11 protein-coding genes are annotated in these 15984 nt (G+C 66.0%); 4 read left to right on the top strand and 7 right to left on the bottom strand.

From position 1 onward, the window contains the following. Positions 1 to 1491 (top strand): monocarboxylate uptake permease MctP, encoded by a 1491-nt coding sequence (gene mctP / locus E2I15_RS24970; RefSeq protein WP_137482589.1) that lies wholly within the window; start codon positions 1 to 3, stop codon positions 1489 to 1491. On the opposite strand, the gene E2I15_RS24965 is transcribed toward mctP, so the two are convergent. Further along, the gene (locus tag E2I15_RS24965; RefSeq protein WP_137482590.1) at positions 1462 to 4938 is read right to left on the bottom strand and encodes an indolepyruvate ferredoxin oxidoreductase family protein; all 3477 of its coding nucleotides are present in this window, start codon (positions 4936 to 4938) and stop codon (positions 1462 to 1464) included. The genes mctP and E2I15_RS24965 overlap by 30 nt on opposite strands. A gap of 157 nt (positions 4939 to 5095) precedes the next feature. On the opposite strand from E2I15_RS24965, the gene E2I15_RS24960 reads away from it, so the two are divergent. After that, on the top strand, positions 5096 to 5551 hold the full coding sequence (locus tag E2I15_RS24960; RefSeq protein ID WP_137482591.1) for an Lrp/AsnC family transcriptional regulator: 456 nt from the start codon (positions 5096 to 5098) through the stop codon (positions 5549 to 5551). A 76-nt stretch (positions 5552 to 5627) separates the two neighbouring features. On the opposite strand, the gene E2I15_RS24955 is transcribed toward E2I15_RS24960, so the two are convergent. Both E2I15_RS24955 and E2I15_RS24950 read right to left on the bottom strand, forming a co-directional pair. Next, positions 5628 to 6122 carry a DUF8737 domain-containing protein gene (locus E2I15_RS24955; protein ID WP_137482592.1) on the bottom strand — a complete coding sequence of 165 codons (495 nt, stop codon included), beginning with the start codon at positions 6120 to 6122 and terminating at the stop codon, positions 5628 to 5630. A gap of 55 nt (positions 6123 to 6177) precedes the next feature. After that, entirely contained in the window at positions 6178 to 6525 is a 348-nt protein-coding gene (locus E2I15_RS24950; protein ID WP_246668329.1) for a hypothetical protein, read from the bottom strand. 199 nt (positions 6526 to 6724) lie between these two features. Between E2I15_RS24950 and E2I15_RS24945 the strand changes: the two genes are divergently transcribed. Further along, a complete protein-coding gene (locus E2I15_RS24945) occupies positions 6725 to 7645 on the top strand; it encodes a LysR family transcriptional regulator (protein WP_137482593.1) in 921 nt (306 codons plus the stop codon). 239 nt (positions 7646 to 7884) lie between these two features. On the opposite strand, the gene E2I15_RS24940 is transcribed toward E2I15_RS24945, so the two are convergent. The 3 genes from E2I15_RS24940 to E2I15_RS24930 are packed head-to-tail and all read right to left on the bottom strand — an operon-like array spanning position 7885 to position 11136. Then, positions 7885 to 8682 (bottom strand): fumarylacetoacetate hydrolase family protein, encoded by a 798-nt coding sequence (locus E2I15_RS24940; RefSeq protein WP_137482594.1) that lies wholly within the window; start codon positions 8680 to 8682, stop codon positions 7885 to 7887. Positions 8683 to 8694: 12 nt separating this feature from the next. Beyond that, positions 8695 to 10059 carry an LLM class flavin-dependent oxidoreductase gene (locus tag E2I15_RS24935; RefSeq protein WP_137482595.1) on the bottom strand — a complete coding sequence of 455 codons (1365 nt, stop codon included), beginning with the start codon at positions 10057 to 10059 and terminating at the stop codon, positions 8695 to 8697. A 24-nt stretch (positions 10060 to 10083) separates the two neighbouring features. Next, positions 10084 to 11136, bottom strand: coding sequence for an Ldh family oxidoreductase (locus tag E2I15_RS24930; RefSeq protein WP_137482596.1), 1053 nt, complete (start codon positions 11134 to 11136; stop codon positions 10084 to 10086). A 402-nt stretch (positions 11137 to 11538) separates the two neighbouring features. Here E2I15_RS24930 and E2I15_RS24925 point away from each other — a divergent pair, with 402 nt between their 5' ends. Then, positions 11539 to 15654, top strand: coding sequence for a bifunctional diguanylate cyclase/phosphodiesterase (locus E2I15_RS24925; protein ID WP_137482597.1), 4116 nt, complete (start codon positions 11539 to 11541; stop codon positions 15652 to 15654). On the opposite strand, the gene E2I15_RS24920 is transcribed toward E2I15_RS24925, so the two are convergent. Further along, positions 15628 to 15969, bottom strand: a complete 342-nt coding sequence (locus E2I15_RS24920; RefSeq protein ID WP_016846165.1) for a hypothetical protein — start codon at positions 15967 to 15969, stop codon at positions 15628 to 15630. The genes E2I15_RS24925 and E2I15_RS24920 overlap by 27 nt on opposite strands. Positions 15970 to 15984 lie beyond the last annotated feature (15 nt).

Raw genomic sequence — 15984 nt, 5'->3', positions numbered from 1 at the left:
ATGGCCGATCATATCGCCTGGGTGGCGCTCTGCGTCTTCATTTTCTTCTTCGCGCTCGTCACCGTGATGGGCTTCTTCGCGGCGCGCTGGAAATCCGGCCCGGTCAGCGAGCATCTCGACGAATGGGGCCTCGGCGGCCGCCAGTTCGGCACCTGGATCACCTGGTTCCTGGTCGGCGGCGATTTCTACACTGCCTACACCGTGATCGCGGTGCCGGCGCTGGTCTATGCGGTCGGCGCCTATGGCTTCTTCGCGCTGCCCTACACCATCATCGTCTATCCCTTCGTGTTCGCGGTCATGCCGGTGCTGTGGAAGAAGGCGCATGCGAACGGCTACGTCACCGCTGCGGATGTCGTCCACGGCGCCTATGGCTCGCGCGCGCTCGAGCTCGCGGTGGCGCTGACCGGCCTGGTCGCGACCATGCCCTACATCGCGCTGCAGCTGATCGGCATGGAGGTTGTGATCAAGGCGATGGGGCTGTCAGGCGAACTGCCGATCATCGCCGCCTTCGTCATCCTTGCACTCTATACCTATAGCTCCGGCCTGCGGGCGCCGGCGCTGATCGCCTTCGTCAAGGATATCATGATCTACATCGTGGTGCTGACCGCCGTGGTCGTGGTGCCGGCAAAGCTCGGCGGCTACGGCGCGGTGTTCGCGGCGGCCAACGACGCCTTCACGGCGAAGGGCGGCGCCACCGGCCTGACGCTGAAGCCTTCGCAGTATCTGCCCTATGCGACGCTGGCGCTCGGCTCGGCGCTCGCGGCCTTCATGTATCCGCACACGCTGACTGGCATCTTCGCCTCGAAGTCGGCGGATACCATCCGCAAGAATGCGATCCTGCTGCCGGCCTATACGCTCTTGCTCGGCCTGATCGCGCTGCTCGGCTACATGGCCTATGCCGCCAATATCAAGGTGACCTCGCCGAACGACGTGGTGCCGATGCTGTTCAAGACGCTGTTCCCCGAGTGGTTCGCGGGCTTTGCGTTCTCCGCGATCGCGATCGGCGCCTTGGTGCCGGCGGCGGTGATGAGCATAGGCGCCGCCAATCTGTTCACGCGCAATGTCTGGAAGTCCTACGTCAATCCGGACATCTCGCATGCGGGCGAGGCGTCGGTGGCGAAGATCACCTCGCTGGTGGTCAAGGTCGGCGCGCTCGCCTTCATCCTGTTCCTGCCGACGCAATATGCGCTCGACCTGCAACTGCTCGGCGGCCTGTGGATCGTGCAGACGCTGCCGGCGCTGGTGTTCGGGCTGTTCACTGTCTGGTTCCGTGCCGAAGGCCTGCTGCTCGGCTGGGCGGTCGGTATCGGCTGGGGCACGTACACGGCGTGGAGCAACGGGCTGAAGCCGCTCGCCACCATCTCGCTCGGCGATTCCAGCTACAGCTTCTATGTCGGGCTCGGCGCGCTGCTGCTCAACATCGTCGTGGCGGTGCTCGCGACCGTCGTGGTCGGCCTGATATCACCCGCCAAGCGCCGCGCGGCGGCCTGAGCCGTCGCCTTGCTCTGACGGGGCGGAGGCAAGTCGCGCGGTGAGCCGCGCGACCTCCGCCCTGGTCTTTTCGATCGCAACGTCCTTTACCGGCCCATAGCCGCGGATCTCCATCGGCGCCTTCGCCAGCGCGACGAGATCGGGCAGCCGTCCCTTGTCGAGCTTGCCGAGCATGGTCTCGATCAGCGCCTCATACCAGGGGATCAGCTCGCGCTCGGCGCGGCGCTCCGCGGTGTAACCGAACACGTCGAACGCCGTACCGCGCAGCGCCTTGAGCCGCGCGAGCAACCGCAGCGGCGTCTGGATCCATTGGCCGAACGCAAGCTTCTTCGGCCGTCCCCGTGCGTCGCGTCGCGCCGGGAGGAACGGCGGCGCAAGGTGATATTGCACCGTGAAGTCGCCATCGAACTCCTGGCTGAGCGCGTCGAGGAAGCCCGACTGCATATGCAGCCGCGCCACCTCATATTCGTCCTTGTAGGCCATCAGCTTGAACAGCGAGCGCGCCACGGCGTCGGTCAAGGTCTCGCTGCCCAGCGCCGCTTCTGCGCGACGCACGCGGTCGATTGTCGCCCGATAGCGCGCGGCATAGGCTTCGTCCTGATAATCACGAAGGAAGTCGGCGCGCCGCGCGATCATCTGCTCCAGCGTTTCGGGTACGTTGGCCGCAGCACCGTCGGCCCTCGGCAAAAACTCCGGATCGGCGAAGGCGAGCCGGCCCCACGCCAGCGCCTGCTTGTTGCGCTCGATCGCGACGCCGTTGAGCTCGATCGCGCGGGTCAGCGCCTCCAGCGAGACCGGCACCAGGCCCTGCTGCCAGGCAAAGCCGAGCATCATGATGTTGGCAAAGACGCTGTCGCCGAGCAGCCGCTCGGCCAACGCGTTGGCGTCGATCATGCTGAGGTTGCCCGACCCGATCACCCGCTCGATCGCGCGCAAGCGAACCGGCGAGGCGAGGTCGGCATCGCGAAACCGAACCACGTCGCCGGTCGGCATCTCGGCGATGTTGACTGCAGCGCGCATCCCCATGCGATAGGTGCCGGACGCCTTTGCCGACGAGCTCACCACGAGGTCGCAACCGATCAGCGCGTCGGCCGCACCCTGGTCGATCCGCACCTGGTGCAGCGCGTCGGGCGCAGCCGCCAGCCGCAAATAGCTCAGCACGGGGCCGAACTTCTGCGCAAAGCCGGTGAAGTCGAGCACCGAGACGCCGCGGCCCTCGAGATGTGCGGCCATCGCGATCAGTGCGCCGACAGTGATGACGCCGGTGCCGCCGACGCCGGTAACGAGGAGATCGTAGGGCCGCTCCAGTCTCGCGAGCTCCGGCACCGGTAGTGCCGCCGCCCGCGCGAGCGGATCGATCGCGCTTGCCGTCTTCGCCCGCCGCTTGCCGGCTTCGATCGTCACAAAACTCGGGCAGAAGCCGTTGAGGCAGGAAAAATCCTTGTTGCAGGTCGAGAGGTTGATCCGGCGCTTGCGGCCGAACGGCGTCTCCTTCGGCTCGACGCTGAGGCAGTTCGATTCCACCGAGCAGTCGCCGCAGCCTTCGCAGACGAGGTCGTTGATGAAGGCGAAGCGCGCGGGATCCTCGATCATGCTGCGCTTGCGCCGTCGCCGCTTCTCGGTGGCGCAGGTCTGCTGATAGATCAGCACGGTGACGCCGGAAATCGCGCGCAGCTCGCGCTGCACGGCGTCCATCTCCTCGCGCGGATGGATGGTGACGCCGGAGGGCAGATCCGCCGGCGAGAAATGCGCGGGGTCATCCGACACCAGCGCGATCCGCGACACGCCCTCGGCGCGGACAGAGTGCGCGATCGCCTGCACGCTGACCGGGCCGTCGACCGGCTGGCCGCCGGTCATCGCCACCGCGTCGTTGAACAGGATCTTGTAGGTGATGTTGGCTTTCGCGGCGATCGCCTGCCGGATCGCCATCGAGCCGGAGTGATAATACGTGCCTTCGCCGAGATTCTGGAACACGTGGCTGTTGCCGGTGAATTTCGACGACGCCGCCCAGTTGACGCCCTCGCCGCCCATCTGGATCAGCGACGAGGTCTCGCGGTCCATCCAGCTTGCCATGAAATGGCAGCCGATGCCGGCCAGCGCCTTGGAGCCCTCGGGCACTTTCGTCGAGGTGTTGTGCGGGCAGCCCGAGCAGAAATACGGCGTCCGCGTCGCGCCCGGCACCGCGATCATGCGCTCGCTCTCGGGCACCAGCGCGGCGACGCGGCGGGCGAGCTGCAATTCCGGAAACATCGGGTCGAGCCGCCGCGCCAGCACGTCGGCGAGCATGCGCGGCGACAATTCACCGGTCCAGGAGATCAGCCGCGCGCCGCTCTCGTCATGCTTGCCGACCATTCGCTCCGGCTTGGCGCCGGGATAGTCGTAGAAATACTCCTTGAACTGGCTCTCGATGATGCCGCGCTTCTCCTCGACCACGAGGATCTCGCGCTTGCCCTTCACGAACTCCATCGCATCATGCAGCGCCAGCGGCCACACCATGCCGACCTTGTAGATGTCGATGCCGAAGCGGCGGCAGGCCGCCTCGTCGAGCCCGACCAGCCGCAGCGCCTCCATCAGATCGAGATGCGCCTTGCCCGTGGTGACGATGCCGTAGCTCGCATCCTTGATATCGTAGATGTGGCGGTCGATCGGATTGGCTTTCGCGAATGCGTAAACCGCATGCTTCTTCGCCTCCAGCCGTTCCTCGATCTGCGGGCCCGGCAGATCCGGCCAGCGATAATGCAAGCCGCCGGGCGGCGGCACGAAATCCGGCTGCACGAAACGGCGCGGGGCGGGCAGTCCGACCGAGGCGCCGGATTCCACGATCTCCGAGATCGCCTTGAAGCCGACCCACATGCCGGAGAACCGGCTCAGCGCGTAGCCATATTCGCCGAACGCGAGATATTCTCCGACATCGGCCGGATGCAGCGTCGGCATGAACCAGCTCATGAAGGCGACGTCGGACTGATGCGGCATCGAGGACGACACGCAGCCATGGTCGTCGCCGGCGACGACCAGCACGCCGCCATGCGGCGAGGAGCCATAGGCATTGCCGTGCTTCAGCGCATCGCCGGAGCGATCGACGCCGGGGCCCTTGCCGTACCACAGAGCGAACACGCCATCGACCTCGCGATCTCTCTGCGTTTCGACCTGCTGCGAGCCGAGCACGGCGGTCGCGGCGAGGTCCTCGTTGACCGCGGGCAGGAATTCGATGCGGCTGTCCTTGAGCTGCTCGCCGATCTTCCACAACTCGAGATCGACGCCGCCGAGCGGCGAACCGCGATAACCGGAGATGAAGCCCGCGGTGTTGAGCCCGGCGGCGCGGTCGCGCCGCGCCTGGTCGAGCGCGATGCGCACGATCGCCTGCGTGCCGGTGAGGAAAACTCGGCCGCGGTCGCGGCTGTAGCGCTCGGACAACTGGTAGGCGTCGAGCAACGGCATCTGGCCCATGACTGACCCCTCCGGGAAACGCGATGTCTGATCCGGCAAGGCTACGCCTGCGGGCCTGGTAGGTCTTGCCTATCTGTTCATTTTGCGAGCCAAGATCGGCATAAGATTGCTACAAGGAGCGCAATCCGGTAGAATCTACCAATTCGGAGGCCTCACTATGGTCGAAGAGCAGGACCAGAAAATCCTCGCCGAACTGCAGAAGGATGGCCGCGCCACCAACCAGCGGCTTGCGGAAACCGTCGGAATGTCGACCTCCGCCTGCTGGCGCCGGGTCCGCGCGCTGGAAGAGGCCGGCGTCATCTCGGGCTATTCGGCGCTGGTCGCGCGCGAGCGCGCAGGCTTTGCGACCTCGGCGATCCTGCACGTCTCGCTGGAGCGGCACGACGTGAAGTTCGTCGACGAGTTCGTCGCGCGGGTGATGAAGCGCCGCGAGGTGCTGGAATGCTTCGCGACCACCGGCGATGCCGACTATCATCTGCGCGTCGTGGTGCGCCACATGGACGCCTACAACAAATTCCTCGACGAGTTCATGTTCCGCATCCCCGGCATCCGTCACGTCCGCACCAACGTGATCCTGAAGGAGATCAAGAGCGGCGTGGCGTTGCCGTTTTAGGGTGTGTGGCGATGGCCGCGCCACATTTGCGCTGTCGTCCCGGCCTTCGCCCCGACGACGATGTTTGATGCAGCAGCTACGCTTCCACCGACTTCGCCCGCGTCAGCAGCATGAACACCATGACATGGCTGACCAGCAGCAGCGGCACGTAGAGCGCGGGAATGTAGATGCCGGCGCCGAACAGGCCGGGGTCGCCGATCTTCACGCCGTTGTAATAGGCATTGAGCAGATCCAGCGTGCCCCAGACGTTGAAGAGCCAGACGATCGGAATCGCGATCGCCCAGCGCCAGGACAGCGCCGCCATGGCAACGAGCGCGAGACCGGCGGCGGTGAGATCGCCCCATCCGACCTCGCTGGCGAAATCCGCGCTCAACTGCGGTGACACGAACCCGACGACCATGAAGTTCATGCCCAGAAACCTGAACGCATGGAACGCTGCGAGCAGTCTGAGCGCGTTGTCACGTGGCATCGCGCGGACCGCCGGCCAAACGTAGGTGACGGCCACGACAGCACTTGTCAGGAAGGCGCCGGCGACGCTGAGGACGAATGGAAGATTGAAGCCCGGTGGCATCGGCGCATTCCCTTGTGGTTGTCGATCGGTTGGCTTGCGTTCAGGACCTTGACGCTCAGGGCCTGGCGACGAGCAGGCGGAGCGGCAGCAGCGGGCCGACCCCGATGTACTCGTGATCCATCAGATCGAGCTTGGACAACGGCAGACCCTCCATGATCGCGTGCGCCTCGGATGCATCCTTGGCGTCGAGCAGCAGGACCACGCCGCGCCCGTCGGACCGCGAATACCATTCGCGAATCTTGCCGTTGAGATAGAGCTGCACGGTCTGCCGGATTTCGTCCGGCATCACGGCCATCACCTGATCGCGGGTGACGCCGGCTTTCGCGGTGAGGATAACCATCACGCCGGTGGTGACGGTGGAGGTGACTTGGGCTTGTGCTTGAGCAGGGGAGGGAGCGGTCATGGAAGTGGTGCCTGTCAAAGTGAGGGTGAGAGCCAGGATTGTGTGACGGATTGCTTGCATTGGTCGCAGGTCTCCGCTCGCGACGGATGTCGTGATGTCGTGATGTCGCGTGAGCAGCGCGCGTCGCGCTGACGCTGCCTGTGGCTCCGATATAGGGCCGCTTTCCGCGAGCGACTATTCGCGATAATGTTCACAGGCTATGAAGCAGAACTTCACAGTCCGGCAGGGCGCGCTCGACGGCGTCGAGGCATTCCTGGCCGTCGCCCAGCACCGCAGCTTCCGCCGCGCGGCGGCCGAGCTCGGCGTCACGCCGTCGGCGATCAGCCAGGCGGTGCGCGCGCTCGAGGCGCGCCTCGGCGCCGTACTGTTCATCCGCACCACCCGCAGCGTCGGGCTGACCGACGCCGGCGAACGATTCCTGGCGCGCGCAAGACCGGCATTCGAGGAGCTGGTCGCTGCGAGCGGGGCGGCGCGCGCGCTCGGGCAGAAGCCCGCCGGGCTGTTGCGCCTCACCGTGCCGCGCTCGGTGGTGCCGATCCTGCTGGAGCCGCTGATCGCCTCGTTCTGCAAGGCCTATCCCGAGATCGAAATCGAGCTCGCCGCCAGCGAGGAACTGGTCGACCTCGCCGCCGGCGGCTTCGATGCCGGCATCCGCATGGGCCAGTTCATCAACCCGGACATGGTCGCGGTGCGCCTGACCAAGCCGTTCCCGTTCGCCATCGTCGGCAGCCCGGACTATCTCGCGCGCCGCGGCCGGCCCAAGTGTCCGGACGATCTGCGCGCGCATGCGTGCCTGCGGCTCCGGCGATCGAACGGTGGCTTCGCGCCATGGTCGCTGAACGACAACGGCCGTTCGATCGAGCTTGCCGTGTCGGGATCGTTCATCGGCCATGACTTCCCGACGCTGGTCGGCGCCGCCATCGAAGGTGTCGGATTGGCGCAAGTGCCGGCGCCGCTGATATCAGGCGCGGTGAAGGAGAAGAAGCTCGTCCGTGTGCTGGATGCATTCGCGTCGACGACGCCGGGCGTGTTTCTCTACTATCCCGGCCACCGCCAGATCATGCCGAAGCTGCGCGCCTTCATCGATCATGTGAAGAGCAGGTCGGTGGCGGCGCGGTGAGCTGAATCCGGAATGATGGTGAGGTGCAAAGTTCGGGCCCATCACGTCGCGAGAATGCGGCATGTGACCCGCAGGCCGTGCAACACTCTCAGTGTCGTCCCGGCGAAGGCCGGGACCCATTACCACGAATGCGATTTGTGATGCGACGCTCGGGCCACAGCCTTCTTCAACAACTCAATCCTGTGGTTGTGGGTCGCGGCCTTCGCCGGGACGACACTGGGGAATAAGGCACGCCCCCCTCACACCTTCTCCCTCACGAACCTGTTGCGCAATGTCCCGATCCCGGTGATGTCGATCTCGACGACGTCGCCGTCCTTCAAGTCCGGCGAGGCGCCGTCGGTGCCCATCCAGATCACATCGCCGGGCGACAGCGTGAAGTATTTCGAAAGCTCGACGAGGAACGGCACGATGCCGAAGATCATCTCGTTGGTACGGAAGCGGCCGGTCTCCTTGCCGTTGACGCGGATCGCGGTCTCCATGCGGTCGAGGTCGACGTCGGTCTCGATCCACGGGCCCATCGGCTTGAAGGTGTCGGCGTTCTTGGCACGCCACAGCCCGCGATCGGCCTTTTGCCAGCTACGTTCGGAGACGTCGTTGCCGATGGTGTAGCCGAACACGCAGTCCATCGCGTTGGCCTCGGTCAGGTATTTGGCTTTCTTGCCGATCACGACGACGAGCTCGCCCTCGTAATGGATCTTCTCGGTGGCACCAGCCGGGATCACGACATCCTCGTCATGGGCGATCAGCGCGTTCTGCGCGCGGTAGCCGATCTCGGGACGGTCAGGCACGTTCGGCACGGTGCCGGCCTTGTCGGCGGCCTCTTTAAGGTGCTTCAAATAATTCAGCCCGACGCAATAGAAGGTGCGCGGGATCAGCGGCAGCTCGATCTTGACGTCCTTCAATGCGTGGGTCTTCGACGTCTTGCTCCATTCGCCGAACGGATCGCCATTGATGGCCGTAACGGTGTCGCCCTCGACGAGGCCCCAAGAAGTAGTACCCGCAGTCGTGGCCTCGGCGGTGAATTTCAGCCAGCGCATGATGATGTCCTTCTATTCCGCGGCTTGCGCGCGGGTCTTCCAGGCGCCCGCGGCGGGGCGCTTGAGCCCGAGATTTTCGCGCAGCGTCGTGCCGGCGTAGTCCTTGTGGAATAGCCCGCGCTTCTGCAGCTCGGGCACCACGTGGTTTACGAAGTCGGCATAGGAGCCCGGCACGTAGCTCGCCGCTACGACGAAGCCGTCGCAGCCGCGACCTTCGAACATCTCCTCCAGCCGGTCGGCGATCTCCTTCGGGCCGCCGACCATCGCGTCCTGCACCTGGCCGCGGCCGGAGAAGGTGATGAAGTCGCGGGTCGAGGGATTAGTCTTGCCGGAGGTGCGCAGCACGCCGTCACGGATGCCGAGCATGCCTTGCATGCCCTGCAGCTCCTCTGATGTCAGCGGCTCGTCGATCCCCTTGGCGCCGAAATCGAAGTTGAGGCCTTCGGCGAGCAGCGACAGCGCGTCGATCTCGAGCGGCAGCTTCTGGATCACCGCCATCCGGTCCTCGGCCTCGGCCTTGGTCGCGCCGGTGACCGGCGTGATCAGATTGCAGAGGAACATCTGGTCGGGATCGCGCCCGGCCTTGGCGGCTTCGCCCCGGATCGCGTCATAGCCCTGCTTGGCATTGGCGAGGTTGCGCGCCGCGGTGAAGATCACCTCGCCCCAGCGTCCGGCAAAGCGCTGGCCGCGGCCGGAGGCGCCGGCCTGGATCACGACGGGATGGCCCTGCGGCGAGCGCGGCACCGTGAAGGGGCCGCGCGAGGTGAAGAACGCGCCCTTGTGGTCGAGCCGCTTCACCTTGGTCGGATCGGCGAAGCGGCCGCTTGTCTTGTCGATCAGCAGCGAACCGTCTTCCCAGGCGTCCCAGTGGCCGAGCACCACCTCCATGAACTCGTCGGCGCGGTCATAGCGGTGATCGTGCTCGAGATGCTGCTCGCGGCCCATGTTGAGCGCTTCGCCGTCATTGACCGAGGTCACCACGTTCCAGGCGGCGCGGCCACCCGTCATCAGGTCGAGCGTGGCGAAGCGGCGGGCGACGTCGAACGGCTCGAAATAGGTGGTGGAGGCGGTGGAGGCGAGGCCGAGCTTGGTGGTGACCATGCCCATCGTGGTCAGCACCACGATCGGGTCCATCTTCACGCAGCGGATGCCGTATTCGACGGTGTGGGCGTGATCGTTGCCGTAGCGATCGGGCATTGCGAGACGATCGTCGAAGAACGCCATGTGGAACTTGCCGCGCTCCAGGATGCGCGCGATCTCCTGATAGTAATCCGCGGACATCGAATCGTCGCGCGACTCCGGGTGGCGCCAGGAGCCCGGCAGGTTGGTGCAGTTCTGCGCCTGCAAAAAGCCAACCAGCGCCATTTGCCGTGTCATGTCGTTCTCCTGTGTCCGGAACTATCAGCGAAGGTCGAGCTGCTCGGTGAGCTTGTAATCGGCGGCGAGCGCCTTGAGCTTGTCCCAGGTCGCATCCTCGATCTCGATGCCGTCCCTGCGCCGCTGCTGCTCGCGCAGATATTCGATCTCGCCCGGATAGAACACGCCGCGGCTCCCTTCCGACGGCGGCGTCGATTTCAAATAGCGGGCGAAGTCGGCGACTTCCTTCCTGAAGTCCGTGAGCGGACGGAATGCGGCGACGTTGAACACCGCCATGAAGCAGCCGTCGTTGTGCCGGCCGGTCGGCTCGACGCCGAAGCCGAGCCCGGTCAACAGGCCGCACAGCACCTCGACCATCGCGGCAAGGCCCGAGCCCTTGTAACCTTCGCTGCCGCCGAGCGGCAGCAGCGCGCCGCCCTTGCGATAGTCCGCAGGGTCGGTGGTGTCGCGTCCCTCGGCATCGATGATCCATCCCTTCGGGATGCTCTCGCCGCGCGCCACCGCGAGCTGGATCTTGCCGGCGGCGACTGCCGAGGTCGCCATATCGAGGTAGAACGGCGCCTCGAGGTCGGACGGCACCGCGATCGAGAGCGGGTTGGTGCCGAGCCGCGCCTCGCGGCCGCCGAACGGCGCCACATGTTTCGGCGAGCGGCCGGAATCGGCGGCCGCAATCCCGATCATGCCTTCGCGCATCGCCATCATCGGGTAATGCGCGAGCCGTCCGACATGGCTCTGCCGGAACACGGTGCAGGCCGCGACATTGGCGGTCTTCGCCTTGTTGATGGTCATCTCCATCGCCTTGGCGTTGACGTGGAAGCCGAAGCCCCAATGACCGTCGATCACGGTCGTGGTCGGCGTCTCCTGCACGATGGTCCATTTCGCGCCGGGCACGATGTGGCCGGCCTTGATGCGGTCGATATAGGTCGGGATTGCGATCACGCCGTGAGAGTCGTGGCCGGCGAGGTTGGCATTGACGCAGCCGGAGGCGACGGCGCTCGCCTCCTCCTCCGATGCGCCGGCGCCCCTGAGGAGTGCCGCGCCGATGCGCGTGAGACGGTCGGCCTGGACGATCGGCATGGGATTTTCCTCGTGGTCTGCCCGCGTGCTGCGCGGGTCTTGCTTGCTGTTGTCGGCGTCATGCTCTCAAAGCGCCGAGGGGCGAGCAAGTGCAGAAAATCCGGGCGGCCATACCGCCAGCAGGGTGCTCACCGTCGCGATTTCACATAGTGGAACGGGCGCGGTCGCGATGCGGAATTTGGTCGCTCCGGCGGCACCGGCAGGGCGCAGGTCCCGGCATTACGGCCCTCCGCCTCAGGCTGGCACACCGGTGTCCGTAATATCCCGGAAAACCGCTACCGGCATTCGTCAGCCGTTTACTTTGTCGGGCAACTTGCCGGATACGCTAACCACCACTTAGGCCTATCGCGGGCAATGTTCCCCGCCAGATTGGAGGGGTTGGCCCCGGGGCCTTCAGGAATCGTGCAGTCGAGCATCGGGCGTACATTCGCGGCGTTGAGTGCCACCAACGAAGCGATTCTGTACGCGAAATCACCAGAAGAATTGTACGGCAAGGTCTGTGAAGCCGCGTTCTCGAGCGGGAGCTTCCTGGCCGCGACCGTGTTTTTGCTGGAGCCGGATACCGGTCTCTTGAAGTTCGCGGCCGGCTTCGGCGACGATGTCGCGCGACTACGCAGCATCACCATTTCCGCGATCGCCAATACGCCGGAGGGAGAAGGCGTCGCCGGCCGGGCGTTCCGCGACCAGAACGCCTGCGTCGCCAACGACTATGTCAACGACGCCCGTTCGGCCGCCTGGCGCAGCGGTGCCGCGGCGGCCGGCGTCGGCGCGGCGGCGGCCCTGCCGCTGGTCTGCAACCGGCGCAGCGTCGGCGTCTTCATGGTGACGCGGCGGGAGGCCCAGTCGCTGGGCGAAGAGATCGTTTCGCTGCTGGAGCGCATGGCCGCGAACGTGTCCTTCGCGCTCGATAATTTCGACCACGAAGCTTCGCGCAAGAGCGGCGAGCGGGCGATGCGCCGGCTCAACCGCATGTTCGGTGCCATCAGCGCAACCAACGAGGCGATCCTTCGCGCCAAGACCGAGCACGATCTCTATCAGCGGGTCTGCGATGCCGCCGTGTTCAGCGGAAAGTCCTTCGCCACGGTGGTGCTGCTGGCCGAACCCGATACGCACTGGTTCGAGCCGGTCGCCGGCACCGGCGAGGCGCTCGACCTGATCACGCAGACGCGCTTCTCGACCGATCCGGACAACGTCTACGGCAAGGGGATTTGCGGCGAGGCGTTCCGGACCCAGCGGCCCTGCGTCGAGCACGATATCCCGATCTCGATGAGCCCGTCGCATATGCCGGTCGGCGGCAGCGGCCTGATGGCCTGCGTCGCGCTGCCGCTCACCCGGTTCGGCAAGAGCGTCGGCGTCCTGATCTTCTTCACCGGCAATTCCTGGGCGCGCGACGAGGAGATCATCGCGCTGCTCGCGGGGATCGCCGAGAATGTCTCGGTCGCGCTCGACAATTTCGGCCGTGCCACCGAGAAGGCCAAGGCCGACGCCGAGCGCGAGCGGCTGTCGCGGATGTTCGCGGCACTGAGTGCGACCAACGAGGCGATCATGCGCGCGAGGTCGCGGCTCGAGATGTTCGAGCTGGTCTGCGCGGCCGCGGCCCATGGCGGCGGGTTCAACTCCACCAGCATCCTGATCGCCAAGCCCGGCGACGATTTCCTGGAGATGATGGCGGTCGCTGGGCCCACCGCAGCCAATGCGCGCCGCCTCAACGTCTCGCGCAGCGAGGCACGCCCCGAAGGGCGCGGCGTCTGCGGCCGGGCGTTCCGCTCCCGCCGCGCCTGCATCAACAATGATTTTCTGGGTGACGTCGCCAACAATCCGTTCCGCGACGTCATCGACCGCGAGGATGCGCGATCCGGCGCGGCGTTTCCGTTAATCGTCGACGACGAGCCGGTCGGCGTGATGCTGTTCATCTCCGCCAAGCGCAACACCTTCTCGGCCGAATTCGCCGAGCTGCTGCAGCGCCTCGCCGACAACGTCTCCTATGCGCTCGGCAGTTTCGACCGCGCCGACGAGAAGGCGCGGACCGAAGAGCAGAAGGAGCGGCTGCGGCGGATGTTCGCGGCGCTGAGCGCGACCAACGAGGCGATCATGCGGGCAAAATCCCGCGGCGAGCTGTTCGATCTGGTCTGCGATGCCGCGGCGGTCGGCGGCCAGTTCGTCTCGGCCACAATCAGGCTCGTGCGCCCCGGCGAGGTTTTCCTGGACAATGTGGCCGCCTCGGGCCCCGATCGGGTGCGGGCCCGCGAGGTTCAGCTGTCGGCCGACGCGACGCGTCCGGAGGGGCAGACGCTGACCGGCGTCGCGATCCGTACGCGCCGGCCCTGCATCAGCAACGACTATCTCAGCGACTTCGGCCCCGAATCGCACGTCTATCCGGCCGTGCGCGACAGCGGCAGCAAATCAGGCGCAGCCCTGCCGCTGCTCAAGAACGGCGAGGCGATCGGCGCGCTGGTGTTTCTCTCGAGCGAGTTCGGCACCTTCAGCCCGGAGATGATGGCGCTGTTGCAGCGGCTTGCCGAGAACGTCTCGTTTGCGCTGGCCAATTTCGACCGTGCCGACGAGAAGGCGCGGGACGACGAGCAGAAGGAGCGGCTGTCGCGGATGTTCGCGGCGCTGAGCGCGACCAATGAGGCGATCATGCGGGCGAAGTCCCGCGCCGAATTGTATCGACTGGTCTGCGCGGCGGCGGCGACCGGCGGCAAGTTCACCTCGACCACGATCGCGCTGGCGCAGAGCGGAAGCGACTATCTGCGGATCGCCGCGATTGCGGGGCCGGCGGCCGAGGGCGCGCGCCAAGTGACGCTCTCGACCAGCGAGGCGCACCCCGAGGGCCGCGGCGCCTGCGGCCGAGCGTTCCGCTCCGGCAAGGCGTGCATCATCAACGACTATTTTGCCGACACCGAGACCGCCGCCTTCCATGAGCGCGCCCGGCTCGATGGAACGCAGTCCAGCGCCTCGTTTCCGCTTGTTGTCAGCGGGCGGGTGGTCGGGGTCATGATCTTCGTCGCGCTCGACAAGGACACCTTCACGCCGGAGTTCGCCGAGCTGCTGCAGCGCCTCGCCGACAATCTGGCGTTCGCGCTCGAGAGCTTCGATCGCGCCGATGAGAAGCACAAGGCCGACGAGCGCATCGAATACCTTGCCTCGCACGACAGCCTGACCAGTCTGCCCAACCGCGAGACGTTCAACGAGTTGCTGCATCACGCGATCTCGGCGGCGGATCGCCATCGCCGGCAGCTCGCGGTGCTGTTTATCGATCTCGACCGTTTCAAGGTGATCAACGACTCGCTCGGCCACGACGCCGGCGATATGCTGCTGGTGGCGATCGCCGAGCGGCTGCAAGGATCGTTGCGCGCGAGCGACGTGGTGGCGCGGCTCGGCGGCGACGAGTTCGTGGTCATCCTCGAGGAGACCACCGAACGGAACGACGTCGAGCGCATCGCCGGCGATCTGCTGATCTCGCTCAGCCAGCCGCTGACGATCAGCGGACACGAGTGCCATACCACGGCCTCGATCGGCATCGCGATGTATCCGGCCGACGGCTCGGACGTGCAGACGCTGACCAAGAATGCCGACATGGCGATGTATCTCGCCAAGGAAGACGGCAAGAACGGCTTCCGCTTCTTCTCCAACGAGATCAGGGCGCAGTCGATCGAGCGCCTGACGATGGAGAGCGCATTGCGCCGCGCGCTGGACCGCAACCAGTTCTCGCTCGACTATCAGCCCAAGGTCGACATGGCGAGTGGAGCGATCAGCGGCGTCGAGGCGCTGCTGCGCTGGACCCATCCGGAGCTCGGCAAGGTCTCGCCCGGCCAGTTCATTCCGCTCGCCGAGGAGATCGGCCTGATCGTGCCGATCGGCCGCTGGGTGCTGAAGGAAGCCTGTGCGCAGAACATGGCATGGCAGCGCCGCGGCCTCAGGGCCGTGACGATGGCGGTCAACCTTTCTCCGCGGCAGTTCGGCGATCCGAATCTACTCGACGACATCGACGCGGCGCTGGAGGAGAGCGGCATGTCACCGGCGCTGCTGCAGCTCGAGGTCACCGAGAGCATGGTGATGCGCAACGTGACGCGCGCGGTGCGCGTGCTCGACGCGATCCAGAATCGCGGCATTCGGCTCGCGATCGACGATTTCGGCACCGGCTATTCGTCGATGTCGCTGATGAAGCAGTTCCCGATCGACACCATCAAGATCGATCGATCCTTCGTGCGCGACCTGCCCAATGATTCCGAGGACGTCGCGATCGCGCAGGCGATTATCAGCATGGGCAAGGCGCTCGGCATGACCATCGTCGCCGAGGGTGTCGAGACCTCCGAGCAGCAGGAGTTCCTGCGCGCCCATGCCTGCGACGAGATGCAGGGCTTCCTGTTCAGCCGGCCGCTGCCGCCGCGCGATCTCGCCGAGCTGTTGAAGCCGTCGCAGGCAGAGGCGTCGCCGCCGCTGCAGCCGTTGCTGGATGGCGAGGCGACCGGCGAGGCCGCGCCGGATCTAAGGCGGAAACGCGCTGTCGTCTGACGGCTGCACGGGCAGGTCGCGAACGTCGGAATCGGTCGATGCGACCTTGCGCGAGAAATCATAGGGCCACGGCAGGATGTCCTGGCCGGCCAAAGTCTGGCGCAACACAAGGGCAGCCTCCGCAAAGCGCGCACCGTCAGGCAGCCGCAGCCGACGGCTCCAGGCGGCCGGAAGCGGTTCGGCGGCATCGCGCATCTCGAATGCCGGCCCCCACCACCAAGCCGGCGCGGGCGGCCGTTCCGGTTCCGGAATGGCGCGCCAGCGCGCGAACTCATCGACGATGCGGGCAAATTGCAGCTTGGCGGCGGGATGCATCGAAGGCCCTTCCTT

The organism is Bradyrhizobium sp. BR2003 (genome assembly GCF_009720285.1).
GTDB classification, from domain to species: domain Bacteria; phylum Pseudomonadota; class Alphaproteobacteria; order Rhizobiales; family Xanthobacteraceae; genus Bradyrhizobium; species Bradyrhizobium elkanii.
This window is presented reverse-complemented; position numbering and strand designations above follow the sequence as displayed.

Bases quoted from the DNA above. Each gene is read 5' to 3' on its own strand.
- mctP (WP_137482589.1), top strand. From the start codon at position 1: ATGGCCGATCATATCGCCTGGGTGGCGCTCTGCGTCTTCATTTTCTTC.
- E2I15_RS24965 (WP_137482590.1), bottom strand. From the start codon at position 4,938: ATGGGCCAGATGCCGTTGCTCGACGCCTACCAGTTGTCCGAGCGCTAC.
- E2I15_RS24960 (WP_137482591.1), top strand. From the start codon at position 5,096: ATGGTCGAAGAGCAGGACCAGAAAATCCTCGCCGAACTGCAGAAGGAT.
- E2I15_RS24955 (WP_137482592.1), bottom strand. From the start codon at position 6,122: ATGCCACCGGGCTTCAATCTTCCATTCGTCCTCAGCGTCGCCGGCGCC.
- E2I15_RS24950 (WP_246668329.1), bottom strand. From the start codon at position 6,525: ATGACCGCTCCCTCCCCTGCTCAAGCACAAGCCCAAGTCACCTCCACC.
- E2I15_RS24945 (WP_137482593.1), top strand. From the start codon at position 6,725: ATGAAGCAGAACTTCACAGTCCGGCAGGGCGCGCTCGACGGCGTCGAG.
- E2I15_RS24940 (WP_137482594.1), bottom strand. From the start codon at position 8,682: ATGCGCTGGCTGAAATTCACCGCCGAGGCCACGACTGCGGGTACTACT.
- E2I15_RS24935 (WP_137482595.1), bottom strand. From the start codon at position 10,059: ATGACACGGCAAATGGCGCTGGTTGGCTTTTTGCAGGCGCAGAACTGC.
- E2I15_RS24930 (WP_137482596.1), bottom strand. From the start codon at position 11,136: ATGCCGATCGTCCAGGCCGACCGTCTCACGCGCATCGGCGCGGCACTC.
- E2I15_RS24920 (WP_016846165.1), bottom strand. From the start codon at position 15,969: ATGCATCCCGCCGCCAAGCTGCAATTTGCCCGCATCGTCGATGAGTTC.